This is a genomic window from Orenia metallireducens (assembly GCF_001693735.1).
In the GTDB taxonomy this organism is placed as follows: domain Bacteria; phylum Bacillota; class Halanaerobiia; order Halobacteroidales; family Halobacteroidaceae; genus Orenia; species Orenia metallireducens.
The window spans coordinates 18,212-44,869 of the sequence record NZ_LWDV01000003.1 but is presented as its reverse complement, the minus strand read 5'-3'; the positions used below and the strand labels follow the sequence as shown (position 1 = coordinate 44,869).

Below are 26,658 nucleotides of genomic sequence, written 5' to 3'. Positions count from 1 at the left end.
TTGTGGGTTATAAGAAGATAATAAATCTTGAAATTTTTCTGTAAATGTATTAAATGCTAACTCTAGTTTACTGATATTTTGATCAGTTTTATTCTTTGGATTATTTGATTTTTTTGAACTATTTCGTTTTTGTCTTAATTTATTTAATCTTTCTTGCAATCTAATCTTTTCTTCTGTAGCTAATTTTTCAGTCTGTAAAATCTTATTGATGTTATTAATCTGCTCTTCAGTTGATAAATTATCTTTTTTTACTATCTGATCAAACATTTTGAGTCTAGTATCAGCAATCTGTCCTTGTAACCTAATCCACTCATCACTATATTTTTTAACCCCTTTAAGTTGGTTTTGTAACCTTTTTCTATGTTCTTTTAAATCTATTTGACCAAGCTTTAAAAGGAAATTATAGCGATTAGACGCAAGTCTCTTTTCTTCTTCTGCCTGTTGACGTTTAAGATTTAAAATCTCTTCTTCAATAGCCTTCTTTTGATCAGCTGTAATAGCATAATATTTGACTTCTTCTTGAAGAAGTTTAATCTTTTCAGCAGTTGATAATTGTTGCTTAGATACATCTTCTTCATATTGATCTAATACTTCATTAAATAACTGTTTTTTAAGTTCATAAATTCTTACATTTGCTTCTCTTTCTTGTTCTTCATTTTCTGCAAGTTCATCTCTAATTTTTTGTAACCCTACAATCTGCTCTCTAGTGTTTAACTCTCCCATATCGACTTTATAATCAAAATTACTTAAAGCATCATCAAAAGCTCCTCCAACAGTATCTCCTAATTTAGAAAATACTAATTTCTTCATTTCTTCAGTTAAACCATAATTAAAACTTTCAGCGATTTCTTTACCTTTTGCTTCAATATCTGGTTTAGCCTCTTCTGCTCCTTTATCTGCTGCATGGGCTATTTCACTGCCAAAAGATTTTTGAACAAGATCCTTTGCTTTAGAAAATGTATCTTTAAAACCTGAGGTTATGGCTGTTGTTATTTCTTCGCCGCCTGTATTAAAAGAATCTCTAATCTGTGCTAACCCATCTTTAAAATCACCTTTTAGTAACTTCCACAGTCCCCCCATCATACCAGCAACTTCTTTAATCATTGCTTTTGTAACATCTCGTAGTCCTAAGAAGTTACCTTTCCAAGCTGCAGCAAAGGCTATAACAGCAGCAATAACCCAACCGATTGGTGTTGTCATTCCTCCAATAGCTACTGTAGTAGTACTCAACCAACTCCACACAGCACTTAATACAGGTATTAAGTTACCTATTGCCCCAACCATAACACCTATGATTGTAATCACTGGACCAAGTACAGTAACTAGACCACCAAATATCAATAGAGTTTTTTTAACTACTGGAGATAATCCTCCAAACCATTTAGTTAGATTAGTTAATTTCTTAATAATTTTAGTTGCCATTGGGAGCATTTCTTTTCCCATAACCTCAGCTGTATTTCTAAGTTCCCCTTTGAACCTTTTTAGCACATTAGCAAAATTTCCACTTGTGCGGCTAGCATCACCTTGAGCATCTTTAGTTGAATTAACAATGATACTATATCTTGCTAAAACCTTCTGTTGATCTGTTAGCTCTGCTCCAACCTCTGCAATTCCTTGTTTATAGGCCTCTGATTTTAACCTAGACTCATTAATTATAATCCCGTATTTCTTTACAGTTTCATGATTACCAACTAAAGCAGAATTAAAATCATCTATAACTTTAGAATCAGCTTTATTTTTAAAACTAGCAACATCAACACCTAGCTGCACTAAATTCTGAGATAATCGAGCAGCTTGGTCCCTAGCAAAACCCAAAGGAACAAAAGTATCTTGTAATCCTGATGCAAACTCTTTAATTTGGGTTCTAGATCTTCCTATATCATCAGCATATTGATTTGCCCATACATTAACACTTTTAGATATCTCACCAAAGACTTGATCAAACTGTCCTTGTGTCTCCTGAGCATCAGAGGCCGCCTTTATCATCAGTCCGCCTAAAGCAGAAAGGGGAGCGGTTAAAGTCATCGACATAGTAGTCCCTACATTGGTTGCCATTCCTCCAAGCTTAGTTAATGATTTTTGAATACTCTTCTCATTAGTTTTAATCTCTGTTTTAACTTGTTTAAAACCTTTTTGTAATTTAGAGTATTTCAAACCCATTTCAGCCCAGACTGTTCCTAAATTACCAAAACCCATACTTCACCCCCTCCCCTCTTTACTTTTTAAATCTTGGATCAGTCATAAAGTTCATCATGTTTTGCCCTTTTAGACTAGTGCTTTTTTTCTTTCCAGAGTTAGGGATATCTTTAGAAGCTTCTTGCATAGTCTGATTTTTTAATTGCATCCAAAAGACAGCTGCTGCTTCATCAAAACAATAAGCATCATATCCATTCTTTAAACCTATCAATTCTGATGGTCTTACACCCCAAGTTTTAGCTGTTAGAGTTAGACTTGACATCTTCTCCTTGTTCTTCACGAAAAGGTTTTAAAGCATCAATACCACTTTGAGTATAGTTAAATATTGCAATAACTTGATCATCATTGATATATTCTTCAACATCTTCATAAGCAGGCTCTACTAAAGAAGCAGCAGCAACACAATAAAACAATTCAATAGATTGCTTAAAAGCTTCTGGGTCATCGGCAAGATCAGACTCATTGCTATTACCTTCAAACATATCTTTAGCAACTCCCAAAAGAGAGTTAGGTATCTGTCCATCTTTAACCATTTTTAATAATGAAGGCTTTTTCAATCTTGCTACAAAGGGCTTACCTGGTTTAAAACCTGGTAATGGTACTATTTCTCCCCCTGCAATCTCTTTAATTTCCTCAACCGTTGTTACTTTTAATTCTGACATTAAAATCACTCCTTAAAATTTAATGTAATAAAATAAAAAAGCACCCACTTAGGTGCTTGATAATTAGTTATTTATTTTTAGTTATTAAGTAGGTAGATCAGGCACTTGTTCCCACTGCATTACTGATAAATTTTGAACCCTGTTCTCTCTAGCTTTTAAAGTGAACTCTGGTGTTAAAAACTCTTGATCTGATGCTGTGAGGTTAGGAATAGATCCCTTACAATAAGGAAAGGTAAATCTAATATAACCTAGCTTAGAACTTTTAGATTGTGATCCCTGCTCATACAAGGATACATATAGCTCAGCTTTAAAAGGAACTTTCTCTGATTGTTGTTGTTTCATTGTTGGAGCTTTGTATCCAACTGCATTACCTGAAGCATCAAAAATAATTTCTCCATTTCCGGCAATAGCTCTAACTTCATCAGGTCTTAATTCTGCATTAGTAAAAGTTAAATTCAATCCAGTTAAAACATCTTCATCTTCAATAGTAGCAATAATATTATCACCCCCTCTAAGCTCTGCCTTATTACCCTCTGTAATCTGTGGCTCAATACTAGCTTCCTGAGGAACATCAATTGCAAAAGTATCTGCTGATGGATTAGGTGAACCATCAACATTTAAAGGGGTTATATCTAATCTTTTACATCCATATAAAACCCCTGCTGTTTCTTGTACTGGCATAATAGAACCTCCTTTTTAATTTTATAATTGTGGCTCTCTTTCTTTTTTAATTCTAATTATTGCTTGATCTCCTAATGTTCCTCCTATGAGAGTTACATTAAAGACATCAATATACATATTATCTTTATTTGTATGATCTCCAATAGAAAATACATCACCTGTTAAGGACCCTGCTGGTACTGTAACTGTATGAGTGGTATTAGTCCCATCTAGTCGACTACAAGTAATATCAAAAGTAGATTCTGCTAGAAAATCGTTGCTCAAAACTAATTCAAAATAAGCCTTCCCATAACTACTTATATCAATAGTATTTAGATTAGTTCTTTCCACTATATCTATTTCAGTAACATCAAGCTGCTCTAAATCAATAACGGGAGTCATAACATATTCAGGTTCAAGAGCAATTCCAAGATAGTCTAAAAGATCTTTAAAATCTTCTGTAACTCTTATATCATTATCAGCTAGGAATTGACTACCACCCACAGCATCAAATAAGGCTCTTGTAAGTGGAGTTAGACCAGTATAAAAAAGTCTATTACTAACTATTCTTTGACTGGTCATTTTCATAGCTGGAACTAGTTTCTCAGAATCTTCATAATTATCTAATTGTCCAATTCTAGCCTTGTTATTACTTAATCCTGTATTAACTTGTAACATAGACTCTTGCAATACCCTCTTTTGTTCTCCTAAACTATCAGAAATAGCTATAAAATCATCCTCTAAAAGCATCTAATCACCCCTTTATTCCTGGTATTCTAAAATCGACTCTTCTACAAATTGCTTTTAAATCTTCATCCCAAAATATTTTAAGATGATTAACATATTCAATCAAAAACTCCTCACCTAAATCAGTGGTTAACAACTGATTAGAGAGGAGTTTTTTAACCTCTTTCATGGCTTTATCTAGTTTATGAGCTTGACCTTTCTCAAAATAAAGCCATATATTTAATTCTAAAAATCTTCCTTTATGATTAATTTTACTATTAGATTCACTATTTAAAGCAAATACGCCATAAGGTTTAGGTGTTTTATCATTAGCTGAATATACTTGAAACCATTCATTAATTTGTATCGATTTGTTACTTAAATGTTGATAAATTGCTTGCCACATTACTTATTCACCAACTTTTTAATATCATTAAAGAAATTGTCTTCTAAAGCCTTTAAGGTTGGCTCTAATACAGAGTACCTGCCTTGGTTGGCTAACTCTAAATGAACACCATATTCCATGGTATGAGCTAACCTAATTAATACTTCATTTCTATTAACAGCAGAACTTCCTTGAAGACCTTGACGAGCATGACCAGTCTGATCTACCCAATTAGCATCTTGTTTAGCTTTGTTTTCTGCTTTCATAGCATAGTGATCTCCTAGTGTTTTAGCGGCCTCTTCTTTTTCTTTAATGAATCTTCTTAAGTTTTTGAGAACTTTATCTGTCCCTTCCATTAAACCACCTCAACCTTACATTGATAACTCACAATTTCACCTTTATATTTAATAGGAGTTACATCTACAACTTTATAACCTTCAAATTCATCACTTATCTTAATGTCAGCTTCATAATCTGCTAACATACCATAAGTTTTCTTCTTAACCTCTCCACCTTCAGTAGTCTTAGTGCTTAATTTAGGATTATTAAGAAAGATTCTAACTATCTGGGTAGGTAGATCAATAGGTCCTTCATCATATCCACCAGCCTTATTTTTTATCTTATCAGTCCTTGTAATGATAACCTCAGTAGGGTTAATAGCTATGCTATCTTTAGCCATCTTTCTTCTTAAAGCTAAATTCAACATTATAACACCTCCGGAGACTTCACTTTAAGAACAAAGCTGCCTAATTGATTAGATTCATTTTCTTTCTTATAATCATTTGATAATTTTTTATACATATCTACCATATCTTTAGCAGAATTAAGAGCTGTTTTAAGATTAAGCAGTGTATAGCTTTCTTGACCAGTATCTATGCTCTGATAATATCCTATCTCTCTTTGCAACATACCAGCTTTAAGAATCCACCCTTTATATGCTGCTTGATAAATATTGGAACTTTCTATAATCAAATCATCAATTTCTTCCTCTTCAAATCTAGTATCAGAAGCAGAATCGCCAGTTATCTTCTCATCAAGTAACTGGCGTAGTTTCTTCCTTACCTTATCTGTTACTTCCATCTATATCACAACCTTATTATTAAGATTGACCAGGCAAAGTAATCTCCTGTACATTCTCCTCAACTGCAGCAAAGACTCCTCTCCAGAAATCTCCTACTATTTGAGATTCAACTAGTCTAGTTTTATCTCCCATAGTAGAATCAACCACCAATCTTTGCTTGATTAACTCTTTAAATCCACGTTTAGGTCTAATTAAGTAAGCTTTTCCTTCTGGTACTCCTGGATAAGCTATTGTTCTTTTACCAACATTGACTTCCCATCCATCATAATAAATAATATCAGAGATTCCACTAACCGCTTTATATGGAGTAGCTTGAATATTCATAGCACTCATACCATCTTCAATATCTTCTTTATTAGCTGAGTTAGCTAATAATATAGTTCCTGGTCTACCTGCTTTACGGGAATCAGTTAATCCCTGTTTCAATGTCTGTCTCATTGATAGATAAAAATGAGCACCAGTAGAACTAGCTAATACTTTTCCTTTCTCATCTACATAAACAGGAGCAGTTTTATTTGCTGCTTGATAATTAAATTGAAAAATAGGAGCCAAGTGTAAATGATTTAAGATAGCATTATGCCCTTCTCCAAAAGCTTTATTTATGATCTCTAAGTTAAAGGTTTGATTAAATAATTCCATCTCCTTAGTATATTCAAATCCAGCAGCATAACCTTTAATCTTAGCAATAGGTCCTGATTCTGCATTTAAAGATCCAAACTTAACCTCTTCTCCTTCCATATGTTCAAAAAAGATTACTGATCCATGTTGAGCCCATTTAGCCTCAAATTCTTTAGGGAAGTTAGAGTCTTCTAAAGTATCATAAATAGGACCATATAAAGTAGGAACTTGCTCTCTTCCTAACTCCACATCAAGAACAATCTTCTCTAATAACTCTTGTCTAGCGGTTTCACTAGTCATCATCTCACCAATAGGAGCACCCAAAGCTAAAGTCTCCATCTCTCCTGCCACAATATTTTTTTCAGCATAATAAGTCTGTCCATCTAATCTAAACGGGACTTGCTCACTAATATCTCTTTTTCTTCTTTCTTCTAATCTAGTTTCTATACTGTGTATTCTTGCCATCTATATATTACCTCCTCAAATTTACTCACTAATAACATTAGCAGCTCTTAAAGCAGCTAATAGCTCATTAAGTTTAGTTTTTAATTCATCATCATTAGTATCTGCTGACATATCTGTAACAATGTCATCTATTGCACTAGCCTTAACAATTGGGTTAGCTTGAGCAGATAGCTTAAAACTAATCACACCATTAGCATCTTTAGGTTCTGTAACTGTACCTACATATCGATTACCTGTTGCAGTCTCAGTAATCTTCTTAGTAGAGCTATTCCAAAATAATGGAGTACCAACAGTATACTCTTGAGACTCATTAGTTTGATTTGTCTCATATTCAGCTTCCTCAATATTTAAAATAACATAATCTGTCTCTCCTGCTTCAGTAGTAACACTTTGCATAGCGGCCCCAAACCATCCATCTAACAAATAAAAGTTGTGTGCCTTAATTGTAGTTTCTGCTGGAACTGTTACCCTTATTGACTTTCCATCACTTATTTTCGCCCTACTTTGATTATATTTTTTAGTAGGAATAGGTCTTATCTCTTGTACCATTATTTATATATACCCCCTTGAATTTATAGTTTAAAATAAAAAAAAGAACCCCTGAGGTTCTTAAATTCCAACTCTTTTTCTTTTTACACTAGAATAAGTTCTTTTCTTATTAGAAACACCATTATCCATCTCACCTGCTACAATTTTACCAGCTGGCTTATCAATATGAGCATTGCCTACAACAGCTTTAAATACTTCATCCTCTAAGATTTTATCTATTTCAGCAGCAATAATTTTCTTATCTGCTCCTGCTTCTACTTTTAACATCTTTTTAGCTAAGGCTTGAGCTTGCTCACCAGCTACCTTTTCCTCAACAACTTCATCAATAACTTGTTCCTGATTCTCTTCTTGATCGGCGTCATATACCTCTTTCATCTTTTCAGCTTTTTTAATTGCTTTATCTAAATCCTCTTGACTATCTAGACCTAAAGCTTGAACCAATTTCTCTGCTTTTTTAGCAGTTTCTTTATTTTGTTTAGCTTCTTCTAACTGCTCAGATGCAATAATTTGTAGCACTTGTTCATCAGTAAAACCAATCTCACTAACAACAGTCTTTAAATCTACTTCTTTTTTAGCAATTTTACTTCTCAAATTAGCTAATATCTCATTTAAATCCATTTCTTTTCCTCCTCCATTGTTAATTTCACTAGCCCAAACTAGTCTGGTATCCATTCCAGGGCGACCTTTTGGGGTCCAGTCTATAGAATATAAGTTAAATCCTACAATATCAGAAGTTCCATCACCTTTATAAATTGGCTCACCATAAATTGAAACTTCTTTTATTCGTCTTGCCCTAATCCATCTTTTAAGTTTGGCTTCAGCTTCATCTACCAATCCATAAACTTTAGCAATAGTCTTGCCACCTGCTCTATATATTTCAGCAGCTAACCAATGAGTAGTTATTTCAGGGAACTCATAAGGTAAATCCTCTGGTCTTTGGTGTCCAGCAAATCCATTTGGTAACCCTTTATTAACTTTATTAACTACATCTTCAATAGCCATTGCAGTATAGTAACCATAATTCCCTTCCCCTTCAGGTATCTCTACACAAACATAACAAGGGTCTTCCCCTTCTAGTTGTTGAGCTACTTCTTCGGCTTCATTAGAAGGAAAAGGGATCTTATCTCTGGCAATTTCACTTTTCATCTCCCCTATAATTCTTCTTATCTTATCTCCCACTATTTCACCCCCTTAATAAACTAAATATAAAAATATCTTATTTAGTCTCTTGGTCAAATATAGCTTGAATTCTCTTTAATAACCAGATTCCTAATTCCAAAGAGATAATTAATGGTTGCATAAACCATCTGTATTTCCAAGGTAATTTCTTATATGGTGTAGTCCATATATTTGTCTCTTTATCCATATCAATACCCTCCTAAAATGCTTCATAATAGTTTTCCTTCCACTCATCAAGGTAATCGACTGATTCGCCCTCAGACCACCTTTTCAAATCATTAATAAACTCTTCTCTCTCAATAAGTACAGCCACCAAATAGCATAGACAATTAGGATGAGGCATAACAGGTTCTTTTCCCCGTGGATATACTCCAACTCCTAGACCATGAGCATCAGTTTCAGCCAGTACATCACAAATATCAGTAATAGGATGACTATCTGATAATATCCATTGTACCCCCTTATATCCAGGAGTTCTTTGCCCTCTCTTGATAGTAGCTTCAGTAAAAGCAGTAGTATATTCTGTTCTAATTAATCTTAAAGCTTCATAACATATATCCTTAGGAATCCTTTTTTTCATTCTAACCATCATATTAGGATAGTACTCAGCTAATGTTTTGCTACCTTTCCTTACATACTTTTCTAAATCTCTAGCAACTTCTATACTGTCTCGACCAGTAGCAAGTCCAACTTCAATGAAATCTATAACAGTATCCTCTATCTTAGGACCTTTACTCCAAATAGTTTCACTAATAGTCATCCCATTTTCAGTAACTCTATTCCAAAAACTTAATACAGCTTCTCTGTTAATTGCTATCATCGAACTTCTAGCACCTGATAAGCTTAAAGCCCTAGTTTCTCTAATTGCATCTAGAAAATAATTCTCTGCTGCACTTCCTCCAAAATCAAAAGATTGCTGTATTCCTTTTTCCATTAGTGATTCAGTCGCTTTATTGATTTTAAATATTTCTTCTTGCAGTTGCTCTTGAACTACTTTTAATATAGCTTTTTTAGTTGCTGATTCTTCTTCGGCTAATCTTTCTGCTACACTATCAATACTTTTTTCATATATTTCTCTTAAGGCCTTCTCGTGCAATGCCCTCAATTTAAGAAAACTACTCCTAGATTTTAATACATCTCTAATAAACCTCTTATCTCCTAAAGACTTAATCAACTCAATATTTTGTTTAATTTGTCGACCATGCCTACTCATCATTATTACCTTCTACCTGACTTAATACTTCATCAATTAATTTTTGTTCTTCATCTGCTAGATCTGCATCTCCTAATCTATCACTAAGTAATCTACTATTGATTATCTTATCTCTTTCTCCTGGTATCTCTGGGTCATCAGTAATATAATCTGACATAGTGTCTATATAATTAGATAAGAAACTAACAGCTGCTTCATGGCTCAATAAATCATTATTATAAGCCATCACTAAAGCTTCAACTATGGTCTTAATTTCTGTAGCTATATCCTTAGTATCTCTTGGATCTATCTCATCCCAGAGTATAGTAGTTTGATGAGTACTGTATTTCTTACCTGAGCTAATACTTAACATAGCTAATACTATTCTAGCTACTAGCTGCCAACTGTCTTCAAACTGCTCTCTTTTCCTACTTACTCTACGAATAAGAATAGGCATCTGCTCTTTAACACTAGCATTAGAGCTCTTAATATGAGTACCAAAAGCAAATTCAGGAGTCTCACTTACTGATATAATACAGTAGAATAAGAATTTTAGTAAGACTTCTGCTGAACCAATAGCACTTTGAACCTCGATGAATTCTGCATCTTCTGCTTCCCTTTTATCATTTCCAGCTTGAAGGAATAATAGCTCATGACCATCTAAATCTACAGCTCCACCTTCTCTAGCAAACTTAGCTGGGTCATCTATTCCAAAATTATTCTTTAGGAAAGCAGCTACATCCGCAACCTTAAGTTTAAGTCTAGGAGTAGAGTGCATTTTAGAACCTTTAATAGCATGCTCCATGACATCATGGTAAGCCTTAATAAATGGCTCAATAGCCTCTAAATCACTCTTACCATTTAGCATATACTCATCTTTCTCATTATAGAAAGTAACTATAGGTATAAAGCCCCACTTATTCGTTTCCTCTCCTGCCTCTATCTCTTCTGGTTTATCACCATCTATTTCAGTTATAATCTTATCAGCACTAATTATCTGAGTAACAGTACACCTCTTCTTAGCATTTCTTGCACTTTTCCACTCGTGAACGCTCTCTAAAGTGTACTCTGTAACTTTACCAGTCAAAGGGTGCCTTTTAACATTAGTCACTTGTTCTGGAGGGATGATATTAAATTTAATTTCAACTTTCTTTTCTGGATACAATATATCATTAACTTCTTCTCGAGTTATCCAAACATAACACTTTCCATCACGAAGAGCATTACGATGAACCCTCTGCATCTTAGAAGCATTATTATTAAAGAAGTCTTTCAATTCTGTTTGAGCTGATTCATCTTCTGCCCTAAACCAAGGAACACCCATAAATCCTACCGGAGTATTGATTATCGGCTTACAAAAAGCAGCACCTAGTTTATATTTATCATTAGTATTATTGTACAACTCTCTAGCTAACTGATAGTCAACTTCTGAACTATCAACCTTATATGGTCTACTAATCAATCCAGTTAATATACCAGGAAAGTAATTTCTTAACTTAGATATCTCACCTACTACTTTTTTAGTCCATTTAAACAACTATTATCACCTCCTTAGTATACCTTGGCTCCCTGTAATAATGCTACAGCTGATGGATCTTGTTCTATTGGCTCTTCAACATTCCAATAATCACTTAATCCATACATAGAAGCATCTAAAGCATGATTATTTCTGTCCTCTGGTTGAGGCAATGGATTCCCATGCCTGTCCTCCTTCCATTTATGAACTTGTAATTCTCTTTTATAGTTAACACATTTGACATCAAGGACAATTTTAATACCTTGCATCCATCTATATCTAGTTTTAATTGAACCGGGTCCTTTGGTTGCTCCTCTAGCATTTACACCATTGTCTCTTAAGTGCTCTATCGATTTAGGCTCTGCACTTTCACAAATAACTTCTTCTTCGCCTACCATATCTATAGTTTTCTTAGCAAGTTCACGATCTAATAAGCCAGATTGATATATCTCGTCAAACACATAAAGAGTTCTACTAGACTTATCAAAATATTGTTTAAGTACTGCTGCGGGGTCGTTGGAGAAACCAAAGTCTAATCCATGACAACTTCTATCCAACTTGTCGACCATATCAGAAAGGTCTCTAACTTCCCAATTTTTAAAGATGATATTACCAAGAACTCCCCAATTACCATTGATGTATACATCAAGATAATAAGGATCATCTTCATCTAACAATCTTTCAATATCATCTTCAGTTAAAAAGTCATTATCTTTATAAGTGGTTTTGAGAATACTCAATCTATCATCTAGGTATTCTTGCTTATTATCTTCCCAACTATGAAAATACTTTCTATATATCCAGTGAGATTTAATTATCGGGTTAAACGACAAAATCAGGCGCTTCTTTACACTGGCCTGACCTCTTAAACGTTTATTTAACTGTTTAATATCTGCCTCTTCGAACTCTGTAGCTTCTTCACACCATATATCGGTTATAACTCCCTTTTGAGGAGTGATTGATTTAACTCTTTCTCTATCATCCAAACCACCAAAAAGTATTTGATAACCATTAGGAAATGTTATAACAAAGTCTGATTTATTTATATTTACATATTCATATAACCCAAACCTAATTATAGCTTTAATTATTTCATTCCAAACTGATTTCTTACAGTCTCTTTGTACTTTTCTTAATACGAGGTAGTTATGGCCGCCCTCAGCCATATCCTTGACTGCTCTCTGGGCTAAGAAATAACTCTTACCAGAAGAACTACCTCCGTAAAATAATTGAGTAGCTCTATAATTATCTAAATGAGGAATATAAACTGGATTAAAAACTTCTTTCTTTATCTTTAGATTGATTTTAGGCATATTATCACCTAATCTTCCAATGTTACTTCTATTTCTATAGTATCTGTCGGCATTTCATTGTTCTGGATCTTATGTTTAAGGCTTAATAATCTAGCTTTCCTACCCTGAACTCTAGTCAAGGCATCTTCTATGCCTTGTATTTGACTTAATGTAGCTAATACTTTTTCCTCTTGTTCACTGACAACTACAGAAGGTATTTGTTTGTCCTTTGAAGGTTTGCTCTTGACTACCTTTTGGACTGTCGTATAATCTACTTCCGCTAAATCAGCTATTCTTTTCATCATTTTGTACTCTCTGAAAGTAGTTAATTTAATCTCTTCGTCTATTTGGACTGAGAGATCGGTATCTATACTATTATATTTCTTTTGCTCTTTCTCGCTTAAACAATCCAACCAGATAGTTTCATACTCTCCAGTAGTAACAGCATTCTTATTCTTTTCTGGAGCAGAGCCTCCAGAATTTCCTTTTGCATTTTGATTCCCTTTCATTTTAGAAGGCGAGCCATTATGTTTACTTATTCTACACCTGCCATTCACTGCTGGGCTTTTCTTGCATGGTGTTCCTGCTCTAGTCTTGACACCACAAATTGGTCGACCTTTCTCAAGTGCTGTTTCAACTACTTCATGAATGTAGTCATCATCCCAATTACGACTAATCTTAATCTTTAACTTCATTTCCTCATAATCTTTTTGAGAATAATTCACATATACGACTCACCTCCCTTAAATAGAGAAAAACACCAAATAGGTGCTTTTATGAATAATTATAATGTTATTTTGTATAAATATTCGGTAATTCAAGTTTATATATGCATAAAGTCTAAATTTACAGTATAATCCTGTTATTATTTCGCAAAATACATGGATTGCGAAATAATTGTAATTTTACTTTAGTCTGTTAAAGTATCATAGCTGTGTTTGTTTTTGAATCTTATCGCATCTCTAATACACTCTCTCAGTCCTACACACACCACAATAGCAGGCCCGAGCAAAAATAATATATTGATCATAATTTATCACCCCAAATAAAAAAGACACCCGAATTAACGAGTGCCTTTACGCTATTTAAATTAATCATTTAAATCCAAATGGTTCTTTAATGATTTTTGTAATAGCTGAGAAAAGTTGACGTGTGCCTTTTCAGCTTCTTTATTCAACCATGACGGAATTGTTAAAGTCTTCTTTACTGCTTTATTATCATATTCTTTTATAATTTCTTTTAAATTAGCTTTGACAATTATTAGTGTTTGGTTGCTTTCTAATTTTATATTTTCTATTTTTTTAGCTTCAGGTATTTTTTCTCCATCTTCATATAAATCAAACAAGCATAATTTTAATGCATCTTCTGCCATAAGATAAGCTTCTTCTAAATCTTCTCCAAAGGTTATAATCTCTTCAAAATCAGGAAATTTAACATTATAATCATCTTCATCAAACTTTGTGACTATAGCAGGGAATATATATATATTCTTATCCAATTCAAAACCCCCTTTTGCTTACTTATTATATATTTATCTTAAATGGTCGGGGCTATTTAAGCCCCAACTGTTTAAGTATTGAATTCAGCGTTCCTTTTGGTATTTCTTTTTTACCGTGATACGGTATAATTGCTGGTTTAGGAAAGTCTTTATGTATTAATTTAATATGTGAGCCTTTTTGACTCTTGATTTCCCAACCATTTTTTAATGCTAGTTTCAGCATTTCTTTTGAGTTCATCACATCCCCCCTTTCTTAATTATATTATATCATACGTATTATACGTATTCAAGTCTTTTTTAAAGTTTTTTGAATTAAAAAACACCCAGCTTCTGCCGAGTGCTAAGGAGGAAAAGTTTTAACTATCTATATCAATCTGCAATCATCGAATTCAAGAGCAGTGCTTCAAAAGAGCCTTCTGCTCTATTATAAATTCTATCATAAAAATGTATGTTTGTTATGGGTTGAAAGTGGGTTAATTGTGGGGTGATTGTGGGTTATACCATCAATTCAGTCTTTTCAATTAACCAATCTAATTTTATTCTTTTTCTTTCCTTGACATAATCTTCCGAGTAAGACACCACTAAAGCTATATCCCTAACTGTATATTTCTTTTCTTCATTATAAAACATCTTTAGGATCTTATAATCTTTTTGGTCTAACATAACTAAGTAAGAATCTAATATCATTTTTATGTATTTTAATTTTCGATACCTCCTCTTAGCTCTCGACCTATCTATTTGAAATTTATCAACTATATCTAGCCCTTTTCCTCCACTCCCAATCCCTTTGCTGGAGTAGTCAGTTCCTGATATAGCTGGCATTTCATCTATTTTTGCTTTCTGACAGTTTATCATCCCTTCCAGCTTAGAAAATCTTTGACCTTCATTATTAGTGTACTGTGTAAAGTACATCTTTAAATAATTTTCAAACTGTCTTCTTTCTTCTCTAGTCACTTCTTTTCTCTCTATCTTCTCAGCTGCCATCATTTGCATACCCCCTTGTTATTTACAATGTCCCAATAAGCTGTTTTATGATTATTTAATAAGTAATCAGATTCGACTACTCTATACAAACTGTCTAATTTTCCACCCTTGCCGCAACCACAGTTCCATTTGCCTGTACTGATATCAATCCTAGCCCTCTTGGTATCACAATAAGGACAAATTGCTATAACTTCTATACGTAATCTAATTCCTTGTAAAGCACAAACCCTTTTAGCTATCCCCAGATTACTCATCATTGCTCCTCTCTCTGATGAACTTCTCTCAATGCTGCTGATATTCAGAGAAGGCCATCAGATTAATATTAGATAACCCCTTTTACATGATGTTTCTCTTTGAATGATTGCCACCCGATAGTATGGGTTTCTGAATGATGTTCTCTACATAATGCTATCTTTCTATGACTACTATCATCTAACTTATCTCTGTTATTTCCCATTCCTATTGTATCAACATGATGTACCTCTGCATGCTTACCACATATAGCACATACCTTATTTTTAATGCACAATCTCAGATAACTTTCTATGTTATCAAATGAGCTTTTAGGATTATCACTTAACCTTATACCGTGTTGGAAAGCAAAATCTATAAGAAACTCTATAAATTCACTTGCAATCTCCTTGCTACAATTGCTCAGACTAAACATTTCAGATGTCTCATAATCATCATTCATTATTATAGCTTTCTTCATAGTTTCTTTTAAACTCTCTACCCCTTGACCTGTCTCTTGATTAAAGTCATTAAGTATAGCATATATCTTCTTTCTCTGCTCTACTGTAATCTGATTAAGTCTTTCCTTTTGCTCGTCTGCATTTATATCTAAGCTAATCTTCAGAGGTTTATCCATAAAATTATAAATATACTGCATAACCTCTTTTACATTCTCATCATTAATAGCCAAAGTCATCTTCATGCCTTTTTTAAGAGTCTTGATATTATCTATTTCTGCTGGAAATTCCACATTATCCCCTCCAAGTCATATAAATATAAACTAAGACTAATATATCCCCTATGATTTCTACTAAAATCTTTAATAATGTAAAAGGCATAGCTTTAATTATAGAAGTAAATGATATTCTCTTTGTATGTGCATTACATATAGCTTTTAATGTCAAATAAGAAGTCTTGGAAATATCATAAGCTGCAAAACCGACTAATATCCCTGCTATAAGACTTTTCATTCTACCACCCTCTCTATCTCTTCAATTTTCTCCCTTAACTCTTCAACACTCTTGCAGACCATCAATCTTCTAATCAAGCTCATTAACTTACCTCCTTGACTATAATCTCTGTCCTTGGATTGGTCTTATCGTATTTCAGCTTCCAATTAAGGAATATGTTATTGTCATTATCATCCTTGATTATGCCACCCTTAACTAATCCATCAAGTATGAATTTTGGCACATAGTTATCCTTGTCCCTCCTATTCTTGTTATCAAAGTAATATGTAATCTCTACTTGAGCATTTTCCAGCATCGGTCTGCCAAACTTGCCACTTCTTAGTATGATTTCATCTTCCCAAGACTTCTTTAGCTTGCTTTTCTTAGTCCAGTGCATCTTAGTCCATACATTAAGACTTGGATGTTGTCTGTCTGGTATCAATATCTCAATCACTTTATTACCTCCTTCTCTTCACACTCTCTGCATTTGTAATACCCAAAACTCATAATTGGTCTATCATGTAATAAGCAATAAGGTACTGTACAGGTTTTCTCTAATTCTGTATAGTGTCTACAACTTGGAGTCAGCTTCTTGCTCTTACAGACTCCACAAAGCTCATAATCACCCTCAATCCTTCTGCCACAACTACAATTCTTATTGATTGTAGCATTAAGACTCTGCATTACAACCTCCACAATAGCTACAATATCCCTCTATGTATCTGCATTCTTTTCTCAATTCTTTTTCAGCCCATTCTTTCTGCCTGTCTTCCAACTTCTGATAATGACTTTCTAGAACCTCAATTAGCTCCAGATTATACTTTTTACAGACTATATCTATGTACCCCCTAGCAGTCTGCATTACGTCCAAAGCCTCTTCTACTTTTTCAGTTGGTGTATTAGCTGTATATTGCAACTCTTCTAGTTCCTCTTCTATTCTATTCAATTGACTAATCTCAGTCATGCTTTTTGGATAGCATGGATATAATTCAATCACTTAATCATCTCCTATTAAAAAAATGCTGGAACGGACTGAAACCAGCTAATAATCTCATCAATGTCATTCAACGAATTAGATTTGTTTGTCCGTTTTTGTCCTTTGTCTTTTGTCACTTGATTCTAGAGATCATAACAACAAGGTGATTTCCTCCCTTCAAATTTTAGTAGTGTTATCCCATTCACCAGAACCAATTTGAGAAGAGTAATCCCTTATTATTCTGCCACCCAGTCCTATTAGCTGGAGTAGAGTAGCAGATGTTGGTTATTATTCATTGATTATCTTTTTTAAATCTACCTCAAACTCACACTTACCACAATTAACTACCAAATTATCAAAGTCAATCATACCTTCATTAGAATTAATCTCATTCCCACAATCAGGGCAAGATAATATTACATCAGTTCTATACTCTGAATGACAAGGTGACATCAATACACAACTCACATCTACACCTTTGCCAAATCTAGAATACTTATAATTGCAAATTACTTGCCCCCCCTTTAACTTCCCCATCATTACAGCTGGTACAAAAACCTCTAACCCCTAAACTCATCCTTTCTCCACCTTTCTTGTTAAGCCATGTCTAATGCCTTGATATTTAGACTTGCTACAGCTGCAGACTTCAATTACTAACATGCCAATCTTAACTGACTTAATATATTGACCCCAGTAATAATCTAAGCTAAAGTTCTGCTCCTTTCTTATACCTAAGACCATCTTTTATTCCTCCAATTCATCTAAGTCTGCAAACTTCTCTATAATTTCTAATAACTTTTTAAGCTCTGGGTTCCTCCAGCCATGACTACAATAAACTTTAGGCTCACCGTATCTATTGTAATGGTGTTTGTTTCCCTTAACATGTTCCCAAGCTGCTTTCTCAGTAAGAAAGGCATTCTCTTTTACTTTTTTCTTTCTGATATATGAAATGTAATATTCAATCTCATTTTCCTCTAAAAATTCTTTATAATCATCTGGACTATTTATCTCTTTGATTTCAATATCATTATCATAAGAATAATCTTTTACGAACTCTTGCATTTCTTCAATATCATCTGAATAAATAGCATTCTCAGGGTCAGCTGCTTCTACAATAGCATATAAATCTGAACCTCCAAAGTCAGGATCTACACCAAACTCTAAATCGTCTTTATACACATTGAATATTAAAGGCTTAGCAGTACAATGATTATCTTGCTCCTTTAACTCTCTTCCCAAGTCTTGTAAGAATTGAATATCTTCTTGATTTAATATATCTTTTAAACTCATTGGTTTTCCTCCCCTTTTGTATAAGTAATACCTACACACCCTAAATCTACTGGTCTATCATCAGTAGTACAGGCTACCCTTTCTACATTGTCGCTTTTACAATATGGACAACTAAGTTTAATCCCTTTTGATAAGTCCTCACCCACAATAAAAGATTTATAACAATCAAAGCACATACATCTTTCTAAATTATCAATTATAAAATTTGGATTATATGGACTAGCAACAGACATTATTTATCCCCTTTCTTATAGTCATAATAGACTAAGTAGTAATCTTACTATACTCTTTCTTAGTTCCTTTAGCTGATTTAATCCCCATTAAGCTACATGCTTTGGATACCGATATTGGTCTCTTGATTGCAAGGTATAAGGCGTAATAATTGCGTTTCAGTCTTTCTTCTTGGTATACGGCTCTCATTCTTTACCCTCCCAAGTTCTTTTTTAAGCAATATTATATCTATATAATCAAGTTCAGCATATCTCTTCTGCTTGTGTAAGCTAATTATCTGACTGATTGACTTCTGGCTCCTGACCAACTCACTAGCATCAAATAAAGTTAATTGTTTTATCTGTGATTTCATTTTGCATCACTTAATTTTCTCTTAAGTTTAGCAATATTCTTATTCCTCAAATCTGTTATCAATTCGCCTTGCTTGACTCTCATATCTATTCCACCCACCTTAATTGGCTCTCCATTTTTGCCAATTAATCTACTTACATGATCAGGAGCTAATTTCTTATTAAGATAATCTAAATCTCCTGTAGAATTGATAATTGTTGGCTTCTTATTCTCAATTCTATGGTTAATGATTATAAAGAGTTTGTCTATTTCATCAGATCCAAACCTTTCAGCATTTAGATTATCTATGATTAATAAATCCACCAGTTTAGCAGAACTAACTAAATCTTCTGTATTCTTACTTGGATTATTATAAGTCGCCTTAATATCCTCATAAAACTCCTTAGCTACTGTATTGATAACTGTATAACCTTTATTGATTGCCTCTTGCCCTATAATATGACTTAATAAAGTTTTGCCTCTGCCACACTTGCCGATAAAGGTTAGTCCAATACCCCTTTCCTTATAAAAATCAAAGTTTTCAACATAGTCCATAGCTGCTAATTTGGCTTCTTTCTTACCTTCTAGCCACTTGAAATCCTTAAAGGTCTTAGCTTTAAACTCTTCTCTTATCTCAGCAGATTTAATATTCTGCTCATACTTCTTCTGCTCTTGTTCCTTTTTAGCCTTAATCTCCTTCTCCTGTCGACACTTACAGTCTTCTGCAGTAAATTTATCTCCAGCTTTGCTTACTACTATCTCCTTATCACAGCAGAGTTGACAAACAAACTGAGACTTATCTACTTCTCCATTTTGCAGCTCCCAAATTTGCTTATATCTAAGCTGTTTAACTTTATTTATTGGATTAGAGGTCATCGATTGAGAGGTCGATGACTTGGAGTTCTGGGTTATCAAAGCACCCTTCTCCATATTCCGATTGATGTTGATTACTTTTTGAGCTTCTCGGACTTCTCCTTGCATTATTTGAGCTATACTTTCCATTTGAATTCCCTCCTTTAGGTTTACATTTCTGCTTCCTGGCTTCTAACTCGCTCATAGAAGTAATGCCATCACTTAATAAACCGTTCAATCTAGCGATTAAGTAATTCATATTAGGATTATCCGATAATCCCGTTTTCTCTAATTGATTAATCACCAGATCTATCTCTAATCCCTTTTGAAGATATTGCTCTATTACACTCATGTGATATCCCATATTCCTAGAATTAGGGAATATCCTATTGTACAATTGCTTAAGTTTTTCAAGTGCCGCCTTATCAACAACAATATCTGTAGTACTCTCTGTAGTAATCTCTGGTATAGTATCTCCATTTTGGAGGTTGCTAGCTCCATTATGGAGTTCCCTATCTCCATTTTGTTCTTTGGAATTTCCATTATCTATTTTCGATTCTCCATTTTGGAGATTCAGTAATGACGCTGTTTTGTAGCCTTCTAACTGATAACCTAATTTATCTAAATCTTTAATAATCTTTACCAAATTAATCCTATATTGAACCGTATGGTCAAACTTAACTTTGGGGTTATTTCTCTCTAAAATGTAGCCGATTTTAATCAACTTCTCAAACCACCTTCTTACAGTTTGTCCGGACACTTTCAATAAACAATCTTCTGCCCATTCATCAGCATTCTTATATACCCATCCGCCTTCTAATCCTTCAACTTCTTCTGATCCCCTTCTGCTCTCTTCAACTAAAAACTTTTGATATTTATCCTGTCCTACTCTTTCAGTCCAATATAATGACTGGTTAAGTAATATAGCTAACTTGTAAGAACTACTTACAGACATCCCCTTTTCCCTCATCCTATACTCTATTGCCTCTATCAATTCTTCCTTAATAACTGCTCTTTTTAGCTTCTCTATTTTAGCCACAATATGCCCTCCTTATATCAGTTACTTGTACTCGCTGCTAATTGTTCTTTCAAAATCCTAATCCACGCCAAACTCTTCTCTTTGCAATTCCTCTCTTCACCTTTGCTCTCAACCTCTTCTCCAGGTAATCTATATCTAGCCATTATTATCCTCCTATTTGATTGAGAGGGCGGCCAAAGCCACCCTATTTAAATTATCTAACCCTCTGCCACTGCTCTTTCTACCTCTGCACCAAAGTTCTCTTCATCATTTTCTACAACTTCCGCCTCCACATCTACAACCTTATTCTCTTCTGTCTCTTCCTCATCCCCAAAGTAAGTTTCAAACAAAAATATTTGTTCTAATTCTTCTAACTGTTCTAAGTCTAATTTAGCTAAATTGCCAGTTCCAAAATTGCTCTTTGCTACACTCTTGATTGCTTCTCCTGTAATGTTGTTCTCTTCGCTTTCTACAGCTTTAGCTAATCTATTTATAATCTCTTGTTTAGCCTGCTTATTTTCGTTTCTAGCAGGTTTATTTTTCAAACCTTCCTCTAGGTTACTAACCTCTTCTGAGCTCATTCTAGTAGTATTCTGGTTGTCCTCATAACCAATCTCTTCTCTACTAACCAACCCACTTACACTAAATGCTCTTTTCAATGCCATACTCTCAGCACATTTCAAAATCATAGCACTAGCATACTGTCGCCATACTTGACTACTCTTCTTATACTCTTCATAAGGGGCAAATACATATACAGGGAACTTTCTATCTTTTCGATATACTAAACAATAAGCACCTATGATTTTGCCTCTGTTTTTCAAATTGTAAGTGTGCTTAACTCCATCCATTAGCTTCTCAAAGCTATCATTCTCATGTACTACATCTGCTACATGACCATCAAATTGAGGATGATTATTAGCAATCTTCAAATAACCATCCCGACTGGTCATTATTGTTGGGTCGCTACCATACTTCCAGAAGAATATTTCCTTTTGAAATGGGTCTAATCCATACTGCTTAGCAAGGTGCATAAACATCTCAAATTCATCATTATTAGCCCCCTTAGCAACTGTCCGCTTGATGACATCTTTCTTTTCCTCTAAACTTTTGATTAAGCTATTGTCCGCAACTTGACTATTCATTTCTACAACATTATTCACCCTACATCGCCACCTTTCTTGGAGTGGAGGAACTAGGTTTTACCCTAGCCCTGTCCTCTTTCTGCTCCACCAATACTGTCTTACTCATAGTTACAATTATCTGACCATAATCTTCAATTAAGATAACTTCCATTTATATCGCCTTCTTTAGTGATGATAAATAGCAACTAATAGCTTTACCTTCGGTCATTCTTCCACTTCGCTTCGCTTCTTGAGCTCTATAAGCTGCATCTAATATCTCATCTAGCTTGTCCTCATCTTCTAAAACATGACTTCTTAATTCATTTAAATGATAATATTCAGCTGATATTCTTCGGATTGGAATCCTCTTTGGTTCCTCCATCCCAGTTTTGATTAACAATATAACTCCTGCACTATCGTTAACCCTCTCGATATAATTAATTTCTCCCTCTATTTCAAATAACTCAGCTATTTCTTGAACATGAGTATCAGCAATATTTCCACTGCCAACGTGTTCAAATCTGCAATTAAAGTAATTCTTCTCAATGTATCTACACATAATCTTGACCCTCCTTAATTATTTTTGATAGTATAGTTAACTCCATCGACATTAGTAACATCATTGATAGGTACATCAATCAACTCTGAAACATCCCAAGCTGGTTGAATTACCTTGCTATTTGCTCCACTATCTGATATAATTAAAGAGATAGTAAAAAATAGTGAAGCCGAGATTATAGTTGCTGCTATAATCTTCTTAATTGTAATCACCTCCTTTCAGGTGGTGAGCTTAAATTTAATACGACTTAACTAAGACACTTGCTGGGGAGCTGGTGTCTTTTTGTATTTTAGCTCCATTATCATATAATTTAGTGGTATTTCGAGACCTTATCTCTTCTACTGACCCTTTATAATTTCTTTGGAATAACTCTAGCCATTTAAAAATCCCTGTTACTGGGTCATATATTTGCTCAGTATAATTAACTAATTTTTTAAACTCATTCTCATTAAGCCAGTCCCTGCTCTTTTTATTATGAAGTTTAAGCTCCTTTTTAGCTTGAGTAGCTGCCTTGATAGCTTCTTGGCACTCTTCTATGATTACATCTAGTACCTCACTAGGTGTGCTATCGATATCAACTCTCTCAGGTATAAAATGATTACATTCACACTCTTTACATTTCTCTAAAGCCAACCCCATAAGTTTAAATTCATTAACTGCTTTTTGAACCATAAATTCAGGAACATCTTTTTTACCTGCTTCAATATTAGAAATAGTGCTTTTACTATAGCTAAATATCTGTCCAAATTCCTCTTGGCTTAATCCTAATTCATTTCTAATATTCTTTAATTCAATAGCCAATTGCATTTTTGTCACCCCCTCTCTAAAATTCTACAAATGGTAAACTTTTGATATTGAGTGTTTACACTAACTAAGGTTATAATAGTATTAAAGTTAGTTGTATATTATTTGGGTTATAAATAATTATTCAATTTATTTTTGTATCTTTTTTGGGAACAGAAGAATAAAAAAATACCTCTTCTATAGTTAAACCGATAAATTCTGCAATGCGTTTAGCTTCGGACAGAGTAAATTCCCTTTTATATTGATTAGACAATTTTTCCCTAAAAGTTCTAGGATGAACATTTATTATTTTTGCCATATCTTGATTAGTGATTTCGTTTTCTGACATAAATCCTCTTAAAATAATAGTGTTGTATTTCATTTGTGTTACACCCCCTTAGTCGTTAATCAAATTATAACACCAAATAGAGGACATGTCAAACGTATTTGTATATTTTTTGATTTTTTTATCTGTTTTAGTTACAAAAATGTATCACGTTTGGTATAATAAATAAGGAAAGGAGGTTTTCAATGAATACATTAGGAGACAGATTGAGGGAATTAAGAAACCAAAAAGGATTAAATATAAGAGAAGCCGCAGAAAATTTAGATGTTAATAAAAATACTTTATCTAGATATGAGAATAATAAAAGAAAGCCAGATTCGGAGTTTATAGAAAAAGCAGCTAATTATTATAATGTTAATACAGATTACCTCCTAGGAAGAGTCAATTTTAGAGATAAATTGCCCGAAAATGCACAGATAATCAATCCTGATGATATGGTTAAGATACCAATTGTAGGTTGCGTGTCTTGTGGGATACCTTTATTAGCCGAGGAAAATATTATAGGATATGAGCTAGTTGACAAAAATTCTATCAATGGCGGCACATATTTCTACCTAAAAGCTCAAGGTGATTCCATGGTCGGGGCAAGGATTTATGAAGGAGACTTAGTATTAGTTAGACAGCAAGAGGATATAGAAAATGGAGAAATAGCAGTTGTAATGGTTAATGATGAGGCAACCTTAAAGAGGATTTATAAAACTGATAACAAAATAATATTGCAACCGGAAAACCCTAGATATAAACCAATACAATTATGTGAAGGAAATGTTAGAATAATAGGTAAAGTTGTTGAAGTTAAATTTAAATTTGAATAGATAATAGAAGGTCTTTTATTTTTGTCCTAGTATATAATTATAGTAGTTAATAAATAAAAATAATCTATAATACATCCATAAGGAGGTGCATTTATGGAAAATCAAGAAGTCTTACAGCAAATATTAAAAGAATTACAAAGTGTTAATCAAAGGTTAGATAAGTTGGAAGCTGGGCAAGGAGAGCTTAAAGATAATCAAGCTAATATAGAAAATAAACTTGATTCAGTAGTAGAACAAACTGTCGATTTAAAAGAGTTTAAGACTGAAACTAATAATAAACTTGATACTGTAGTTGAGAAGATAGGTGCTATTGAAGCAGTTACCAAAGAGAACCTTTATGATATAGCAAAGTTAAAACTGATTAAATAGTCAATAAAGAGGACAAGTTGTCCTTCTTTATTTTTAACATAGATAAGATATATTTTCTATATTTACACATTGTCGGTAATTGTCGAAATATATCAATGATATAACTTACATAATTAAGGAGGGTTAATATTGGAATTATTAAGTAATATATTCGTTGTTATATTCTTACTTTCTATCATAGCCATTCCAATAGGTCTTATTAAGCCCAGATGGGTCATAAAATGGGGAAAAGAAGAAAATAAAACTAGAAAAAATGTAATTAAAACCTATGGAATTATATTAATAGCTTCTTTTGTTTTAATAGCTATAATAACCCCAACTCCTATTAAAAATACTGTTAAAACAACACAAAAGGAAGTAGTACAAAAAAACACCCTAACTCCAGGTATTCAAAATAATACATATTTATCATTTTTGATCATAAGCACTATATTATTGATTTTATTTGTTTTTCTCTTTATTCAAAAATCAATAAAGCACAAAAAACTATATAATAAATTCAAAGATGTTATTGATATAGAAAAAGAGGCTAAAAAATTAGAAAAAGAACTGCAAAACAAAAAACAAAGTTATGAAAAAATGGAATCTGAGTACCAAAGAAAAGAATCTGATTTAAAAAATCAATATTCTAATAAAAGGCATATATATGAACAATTGTTAAAAGAAATAAGTATTTTGGAAGAAGACTTAGAATTAATTTCATTCGGTATGTATAAACCACATTTTGATTTTGATACGTCAGAAAAATATAAAACTAAAATCAAATCTATAAGATCTCAGCAAAAACAATTAATTAAAAATAAAAATGCAGCTATTTGCTATACTCAATGGGAGGTCGCTGGAAGTAAACGCGAAGGTAAGAAAATGATTAATAGAAATATTAAATTGATATTACGTGCTTTTAATAATGAATGTGACGCCTCTATTGCTAAAGTTAAGTGGAATAATGTTCAGAAAATGGAACAGAGAATTAAAAAAGCTCACCAAGCAATAAATAAATTAGGAGAACCCATTAGAGTTTCTATTTCCCATGATTACTTAAACCTAAAACTTCAAGAACTATATTTAGTTTATGAACGTCAAGAAAAATTATATCAAGAAAAAGAAGAGAAAAAACGTATAAAAGAAGAAATCCGCGAACAAAAAAGAGTTGAAAAAGAAATAGAAAAAGCTAAAAAAGAAGCTGAAAAGGAAGAAAAAAGATATAAAAAAGCACTAGAAAAAGCAAGAAAAGAAATAACAAAAGCCCAAGGTGAAAAATTAAATAAATTAACAGAACAAATAACTTTATTAGAAAAGCAATTAAAAGATGCTCAAGACAAAGGACAAAGAGCTATATCCCGCGCTCAAATTACAAAATCGGGTTATGTTTATATAATATCAAATATAGGTTCTTTCGGTGAGAATATTTATAAAATTGGTATGACTAGACGTTTAGAACCGCTTGACCGTGTACGTGAACTAGGAGATGCTTCTGTACCATTCAAATTTGATGTTCATGCCATGATATATTCGGAAAATGCTCCAGAACTGGAAAGAAAATTACATAAAAAACTTGAAGCTTATCAAGTAAATTTAGTTAACTCTAGAAAAGAATTTTTCAATGTTTCATTAGAGAAGATAGAAGACATCGTTAGTAAAATCAATCCAGAAATAGAGTTTGTAAAAATTCCAGAAGCTCAAGAATATCGAGAATCAATAGCTATAAGAAATGAAAGAAAGAATAAAAAAGAATTGGAACAAAAAATAAAAGAAAAATTTCCAGCTGCTTTGTAATAAAA

The 26,658-nt window shown here is 33.2% G+C and carries 43 protein-coding genes; 3 read left to right on the top strand and 40 right to left on the bottom strand.

Annotated elements, in window-relative coordinates; translation table 11 throughout:
• The 40 genes from U472_RS00490 to U472_RS00325 form a co-directional block, all read right to left on the bottom strand.
• Positions 1-2,196 (bottom strand): phage tail tape measure protein (locus tag U472_RS00490; RefSeq protein ID WP_068714419.1); only part of this gene is annotated, 2,196 nt, incomplete at its 3' end.
• Between the two features lie 19 nt (positions 2,197-2,215).
• Positions 2,216-2,458 carry a hypothetical protein gene (locus U472_RS00485; RefSeq protein WP_068714418.1) on the bottom strand — a complete coding sequence of 81 codons (243 nt, stop codon included), beginning with the start codon at positions 2,456-2,458 and terminating at the stop codon, positions 2,216-2,218.
• Entirely contained in the window at positions 2,433-2,858 is a 426-nt protein-coding gene (locus tag U472_RS00480) for a hypothetical protein (RefSeq protein ID WP_068714416.1), read from the bottom strand. The genes U472_RS00485 and U472_RS00480 overlap by 26 nt, the downstream gene beginning before the upstream one ends.
• Before the next feature lie 84 nt (positions 2,859-2,942).
• The gene (locus U472_RS00475) at positions 2,943-3,539 is read right to left on the bottom strand and encodes a hypothetical protein (RefSeq protein WP_068714414.1); all 597 of its coding nucleotides are present in this window, start codon (positions 3,537-3,539) and stop codon (positions 2,943-2,945) included.
• 21 nt (positions 3,540-3,560) lie between these two features.
• Positions 3,561-4,268 carry a hypothetical protein gene (locus U472_RS00470; protein ID WP_068714413.1) on the bottom strand — a complete coding sequence of 236 codons (708 nt, stop codon included), beginning with the start codon at positions 4,266-4,268 and terminating at the stop codon, positions 3,561-3,563.
• A gap of 4 nt (positions 4,269-4,272) precedes the next feature.
• Complete coding sequence (locus U472_RS00465; RefSeq protein WP_068714412.1) at positions 4,273-4,650, bottom strand: hypothetical protein; 378 nt, start codon at positions 4,648-4,650, stop codon at positions 4,273-4,275.
• Positions 4,650-4,985: a hypothetical protein gene (locus U472_RS00460; RefSeq protein WP_068714411.1), complete on the bottom strand. Its 336-nt coding sequence runs from the start codon at positions 4,983-4,985 to the stop codon at positions 4,650-4,652. Before U472_RS00460 ends, U472_RS00465 begins: the two co-directional genes overlap by 1 nt.
• Complete coding sequence (locus tag U472_RS00455) at positions 4,985-5,335, bottom strand: hypothetical protein (protein ID WP_068714409.1); 351 nt, start codon at positions 5,333-5,335, stop codon at positions 4,985-4,987. Before U472_RS00455 ends, U472_RS00460 begins: the two co-directional genes overlap by 1 nt.
• Positions 5,335-5,709 (bottom strand): hypothetical protein, encoded by a 375-nt coding sequence (locus tag U472_RS00450; RefSeq protein ID WP_068714406.1) that lies wholly within the window; start codon positions 5,707-5,709, stop codon positions 5,335-5,337. The genes U472_RS00455 and U472_RS00450 overlap by 1 nt, the downstream gene beginning before the upstream one ends.
• A 19-nt stretch (positions 5,710-5,728) precedes the next feature.
• Positions 5,729-6,793 (bottom strand): hypothetical protein, encoded by a 1,065-nt coding sequence (locus U472_RS00445; RefSeq protein ID WP_068714404.1) that lies wholly within the window; start codon positions 6,791-6,793, stop codon positions 5,729-5,731.
• Between the two features lie 21 nt (positions 6,794-6,814).
• On the bottom strand, positions 6,815-7,342 hold the full coding sequence (locus tag U472_RS00440; RefSeq protein ID WP_068714402.1) for a DUF2190 family protein: 528 nt from the start codon (positions 7,340-7,342) through the stop codon (positions 6,815-6,817).
• A 60-nt stretch (positions 7,343-7,402) separates the two neighbouring features.
• Positions 7,403-8,521, bottom strand: a complete 1,119-nt coding sequence (locus tag U472_RS00435; RefSeq protein WP_068714400.1) for a hypothetical protein — start codon at positions 8,519-8,521, stop codon at positions 7,403-7,405.
• A gap of 37 nt (positions 8,522-8,558) precedes the next feature.
• Positions 8,559-8,708 (bottom strand): hypothetical protein, encoded by a 150-nt coding sequence (locus U472_RS16650; protein ID WP_176714088.1) that lies wholly within the window; start codon positions 8,706-8,708, stop codon positions 8,559-8,561.
• A gap of 12 nt (positions 8,709-8,720) precedes the next feature.
• Positions 8,721-9,734 carry a hypothetical protein gene (locus U472_RS00430; protein ID WP_068714398.1) on the bottom strand — a complete coding sequence of 338 codons (1,014 nt, stop codon included), beginning with the start codon at positions 9,732-9,734 and terminating at the stop codon, positions 8,721-8,723.
• On the bottom strand, positions 9,727-11,250 hold the full coding sequence (locus tag U472_RS00425) for a phage portal protein (protein ID WP_068714396.1): 1,524 nt from the start codon (positions 11,248-11,250) through the stop codon (positions 9,727-9,729). The genes U472_RS00430 and U472_RS00425 overlap by 8 nt, the downstream gene beginning before the upstream one ends.
• Before the next feature lie 14 nt (positions 11,251-11,264).
• Complete coding sequence (locus tag U472_RS00420) at positions 11,265-12,542, bottom strand: PBSX family phage terminase large subunit (RefSeq protein ID WP_068714395.1); 1,278 nt, start codon at positions 12,540-12,542, stop codon at positions 11,265-11,267.
• A gap of 8 nt (positions 12,543-12,550) precedes the next feature.
• Positions 12,551-13,246 (bottom strand): hypothetical protein, encoded by a 696-nt coding sequence (locus U472_RS00415; RefSeq protein ID WP_068714394.1) that lies wholly within the window; start codon positions 13,244-13,246, stop codon positions 12,551-12,553.
• A gap of 365 nt (positions 13,247-13,611) precedes the next feature.
• Positions 13,612-14,019, bottom strand: coding sequence for a type II toxin-antitoxin system HicB family antitoxin (locus U472_RS00410; protein ID WP_083189672.1), 408 nt, complete (start codon positions 14,017-14,019; stop codon positions 13,612-13,614).
• Between the two features lie 52 nt (positions 14,020-14,071).
• Entirely contained in the window at positions 14,072-14,257 is a 186-nt protein-coding gene (locus U472_RS00405) for a type II toxin-antitoxin system HicA family toxin (RefSeq protein ID WP_068714393.1), read from the bottom strand.
• 257 nt (positions 14,258-14,514) lie between these two features.
• Complete coding sequence (locus tag U472_RS00400) at positions 14,515-15,006, bottom strand: hypothetical protein (protein ID WP_068714392.1); 492 nt, start codon at positions 15,004-15,006, stop codon at positions 14,515-14,517.
• Positions 15,003-15,257 carry a hypothetical protein gene (locus U472_RS00395; protein WP_068714391.1) on the bottom strand — a complete coding sequence of 85 codons (255 nt, stop codon included), beginning with the start codon at positions 15,255-15,257 and terminating at the stop codon, positions 15,003-15,005. Before U472_RS00395 ends, U472_RS00400 begins: the two co-directional genes overlap by 4 nt.
• Before the next feature lie 68 nt (positions 15,258-15,325).
• A complete protein-coding gene (locus U472_RS00390; RefSeq protein ID WP_083189671.1) occupies positions 15,326-15,985 on the bottom strand; it encodes a putative HNHc nuclease in 660 nt (219 codons plus the stop codon).
• 1 nt (position 15,986) lies between these two features.
• Positions 15,987-16,205, bottom strand: a complete 219-nt coding sequence (locus U472_RS00385) for a hypothetical protein (protein ID WP_068714390.1) — start codon at positions 16,203-16,205, stop codon at positions 15,987-15,989.
• Between the two features lie 82 nt (positions 16,206-16,287).
• Entirely contained in the window at positions 16,288-16,638 is a 351-nt protein-coding gene (locus tag U472_RS00380) for a RusA family crossover junction endodeoxyribonuclease (protein ID WP_068714388.1), read from the bottom strand.
• Positions 16,635-16,868, bottom strand: a complete 234-nt coding sequence (locus tag U472_RS00375; RefSeq protein WP_068714382.1) for a hypothetical protein — start codon at positions 16,866-16,868, stop codon at positions 16,635-16,637. The genes U472_RS00380 and U472_RS00375 overlap by 4 nt, the downstream gene beginning before the upstream one ends.
• Positions 16,855-17,181 carry a hypothetical protein gene (locus U472_RS00370; protein WP_068714380.1) on the bottom strand — a complete coding sequence of 109 codons (327 nt, stop codon included), beginning with the start codon at positions 17,179-17,181 and terminating at the stop codon, positions 16,855-16,857. Before U472_RS00370 ends, U472_RS00375 begins: the two co-directional genes overlap by 14 nt.
• Positions 17,182-17,448: 267 nt before the next feature.
• Positions 17,449-17,697 (bottom strand): hypothetical protein, encoded by a 249-nt coding sequence (locus U472_RS16465; RefSeq protein WP_141677907.1) that lies wholly within the window; start codon positions 17,695-17,697, stop codon positions 17,449-17,451.
• 36 nt (positions 17,698-17,733) lie between these two features.
• Positions 17,734-17,901, bottom strand: a complete 168-nt coding sequence (locus tag U472_RS16645) for a hypothetical protein (RefSeq protein ID WP_176714086.1) — start codon at positions 17,899-17,901, stop codon at positions 17,734-17,736.
• Positions 17,902-17,904: 3 nt separating this feature from the next.
• Positions 17,905-18,450 carry a hypothetical protein gene (locus U472_RS00365; protein WP_068714378.1) on the bottom strand — a complete coding sequence of 182 codons (546 nt, stop codon included), beginning with the start codon at positions 18,448-18,450 and terminating at the stop codon, positions 17,905-17,907.
• Positions 18,447-18,683, bottom strand: a complete 237-nt coding sequence (locus U472_RS00360) for a hypothetical protein (RefSeq protein ID WP_068714375.1) — start codon at positions 18,681-18,683, stop codon at positions 18,447-18,449. Before U472_RS00360 ends, U472_RS00365 begins: the two co-directional genes overlap by 4 nt.
• Before the next feature lie 92 nt (positions 18,684-18,775).
• Positions 18,776-19,033 carry a hypothetical protein gene (locus U472_RS16460; RefSeq protein WP_141677906.1) on the bottom strand — a complete coding sequence of 86 codons (258 nt, stop codon included), beginning with the start codon at positions 19,031-19,033 and terminating at the stop codon, positions 18,776-18,778.
• Positions 19,030-19,887, bottom strand: coding sequence for an ATP-binding protein (locus U472_RS00355; RefSeq protein ID WP_245684701.1), 858 nt, complete (start codon positions 19,885-19,887; stop codon positions 19,030-19,032). The genes U472_RS16460 and U472_RS00355 overlap by 4 nt, the downstream gene beginning before the upstream one ends.
• Positions 19,877-20,902 (bottom strand): hypothetical protein, encoded by a 1,026-nt coding sequence (locus tag U472_RS17115; protein ID WP_068714372.1) that lies wholly within the window; start codon positions 20,900-20,902, stop codon positions 19,877-19,879. The genes U472_RS00355 and U472_RS17115 overlap by 11 nt, the downstream gene beginning before the upstream one ends.
• A gap of 17 nt (positions 20,903-20,919) precedes the next feature.
• Complete coding sequence (locus U472_RS17320) at positions 20,920-21,045, bottom strand: hypothetical protein (RefSeq protein WP_281201040.1); 126 nt, start codon at positions 21,043-21,045, stop codon at positions 20,920-20,922.
• Between the two features lie 54 nt (positions 21,046-21,099).
• Positions 21,100-22,044 (bottom strand): RecT family recombinase, encoded by a 945-nt coding sequence (locus tag U472_RS00345; protein WP_068714371.1) that lies wholly within the window; start codon positions 22,042-22,044, stop codon positions 21,100-21,102.
• A gap of 1 nt (position 22,045) precedes the next feature.
• On the bottom strand, positions 22,046-22,177 hold the full coding sequence (locus U472_RS17315; protein WP_281201039.1) for a hypothetical protein: 132 nt from the start codon (positions 22,175-22,177) through the stop codon (positions 22,046-22,048).
• Positions 22,178-22,564, bottom strand: coding sequence for a hypothetical protein (locus tag U472_RS00340; RefSeq protein ID WP_068714370.1), 387 nt, complete (start codon positions 22,562-22,564; stop codon positions 22,178-22,180).
• Between the two features lie 14 nt (positions 22,565-22,578).
• Positions 22,579-22,776, bottom strand: coding sequence for a hypothetical protein (locus U472_RS00335; protein WP_068714369.1), 198 nt, complete (start codon positions 22,774-22,776; stop codon positions 22,579-22,581).
• Between the two features lie 25 nt (positions 22,777-22,801).
• Positions 22,802-23,371: a helix-turn-helix domain-containing protein gene (locus U472_RS00330; RefSeq protein WP_068714367.1), complete on the bottom strand. Its 570-nt coding sequence runs from the start codon at positions 23,369-23,371 to the stop codon at positions 22,802-22,804.
• A 121-nt stretch (positions 23,372-23,492) separates the two neighbouring features.
• Positions 23,493-23,729, bottom strand: coding sequence for a helix-turn-helix domain-containing protein (locus U472_RS00325; RefSeq protein ID WP_068714365.1), 237 nt, complete (start codon positions 23,727-23,729; stop codon positions 23,493-23,495).
• A 149-nt stretch (positions 23,730-23,878) separates the two neighbouring features.
• Here U472_RS00325 and lexA point away from each other — a divergent pair, with 149 nt between their 5' ends.
• The 3 genes from lexA to U472_RS00310 all read left to right on the top strand — a co-directional run bounded on the left by lexA (position 23,879) and on the right by U472_RS00310 (position 26,653).
• On the top strand, positions 23,879-24,508 hold the full coding sequence (lexA, locus tag U472_RS00320; RefSeq protein WP_068714363.1) for a transcriptional repressor LexA: 630 nt from the start codon (positions 23,879-23,881) through the stop codon (positions 24,506-24,508).
• 93 nt (positions 24,509-24,601) lie between these two features.
• Entirely contained in the window at positions 24,602-24,877 is a 276-nt protein-coding gene (locus tag U472_RS00315) for a hypothetical protein (protein WP_068714361.1), read from the top strand.
• A gap of 387 nt (positions 24,878-25,264) precedes the next feature.
• On the top strand, positions 25,265-26,653 hold the full coding sequence (locus U472_RS00310) for an SNIPE associated domain-containing protein (protein WP_068714423.1): 1,389 nt from the start codon (positions 25,265-25,267) through the stop codon (positions 26,651-26,653).
• The last annotated feature ends 5 nt before the right edge of the window (positions 26,654-26,658 follow it).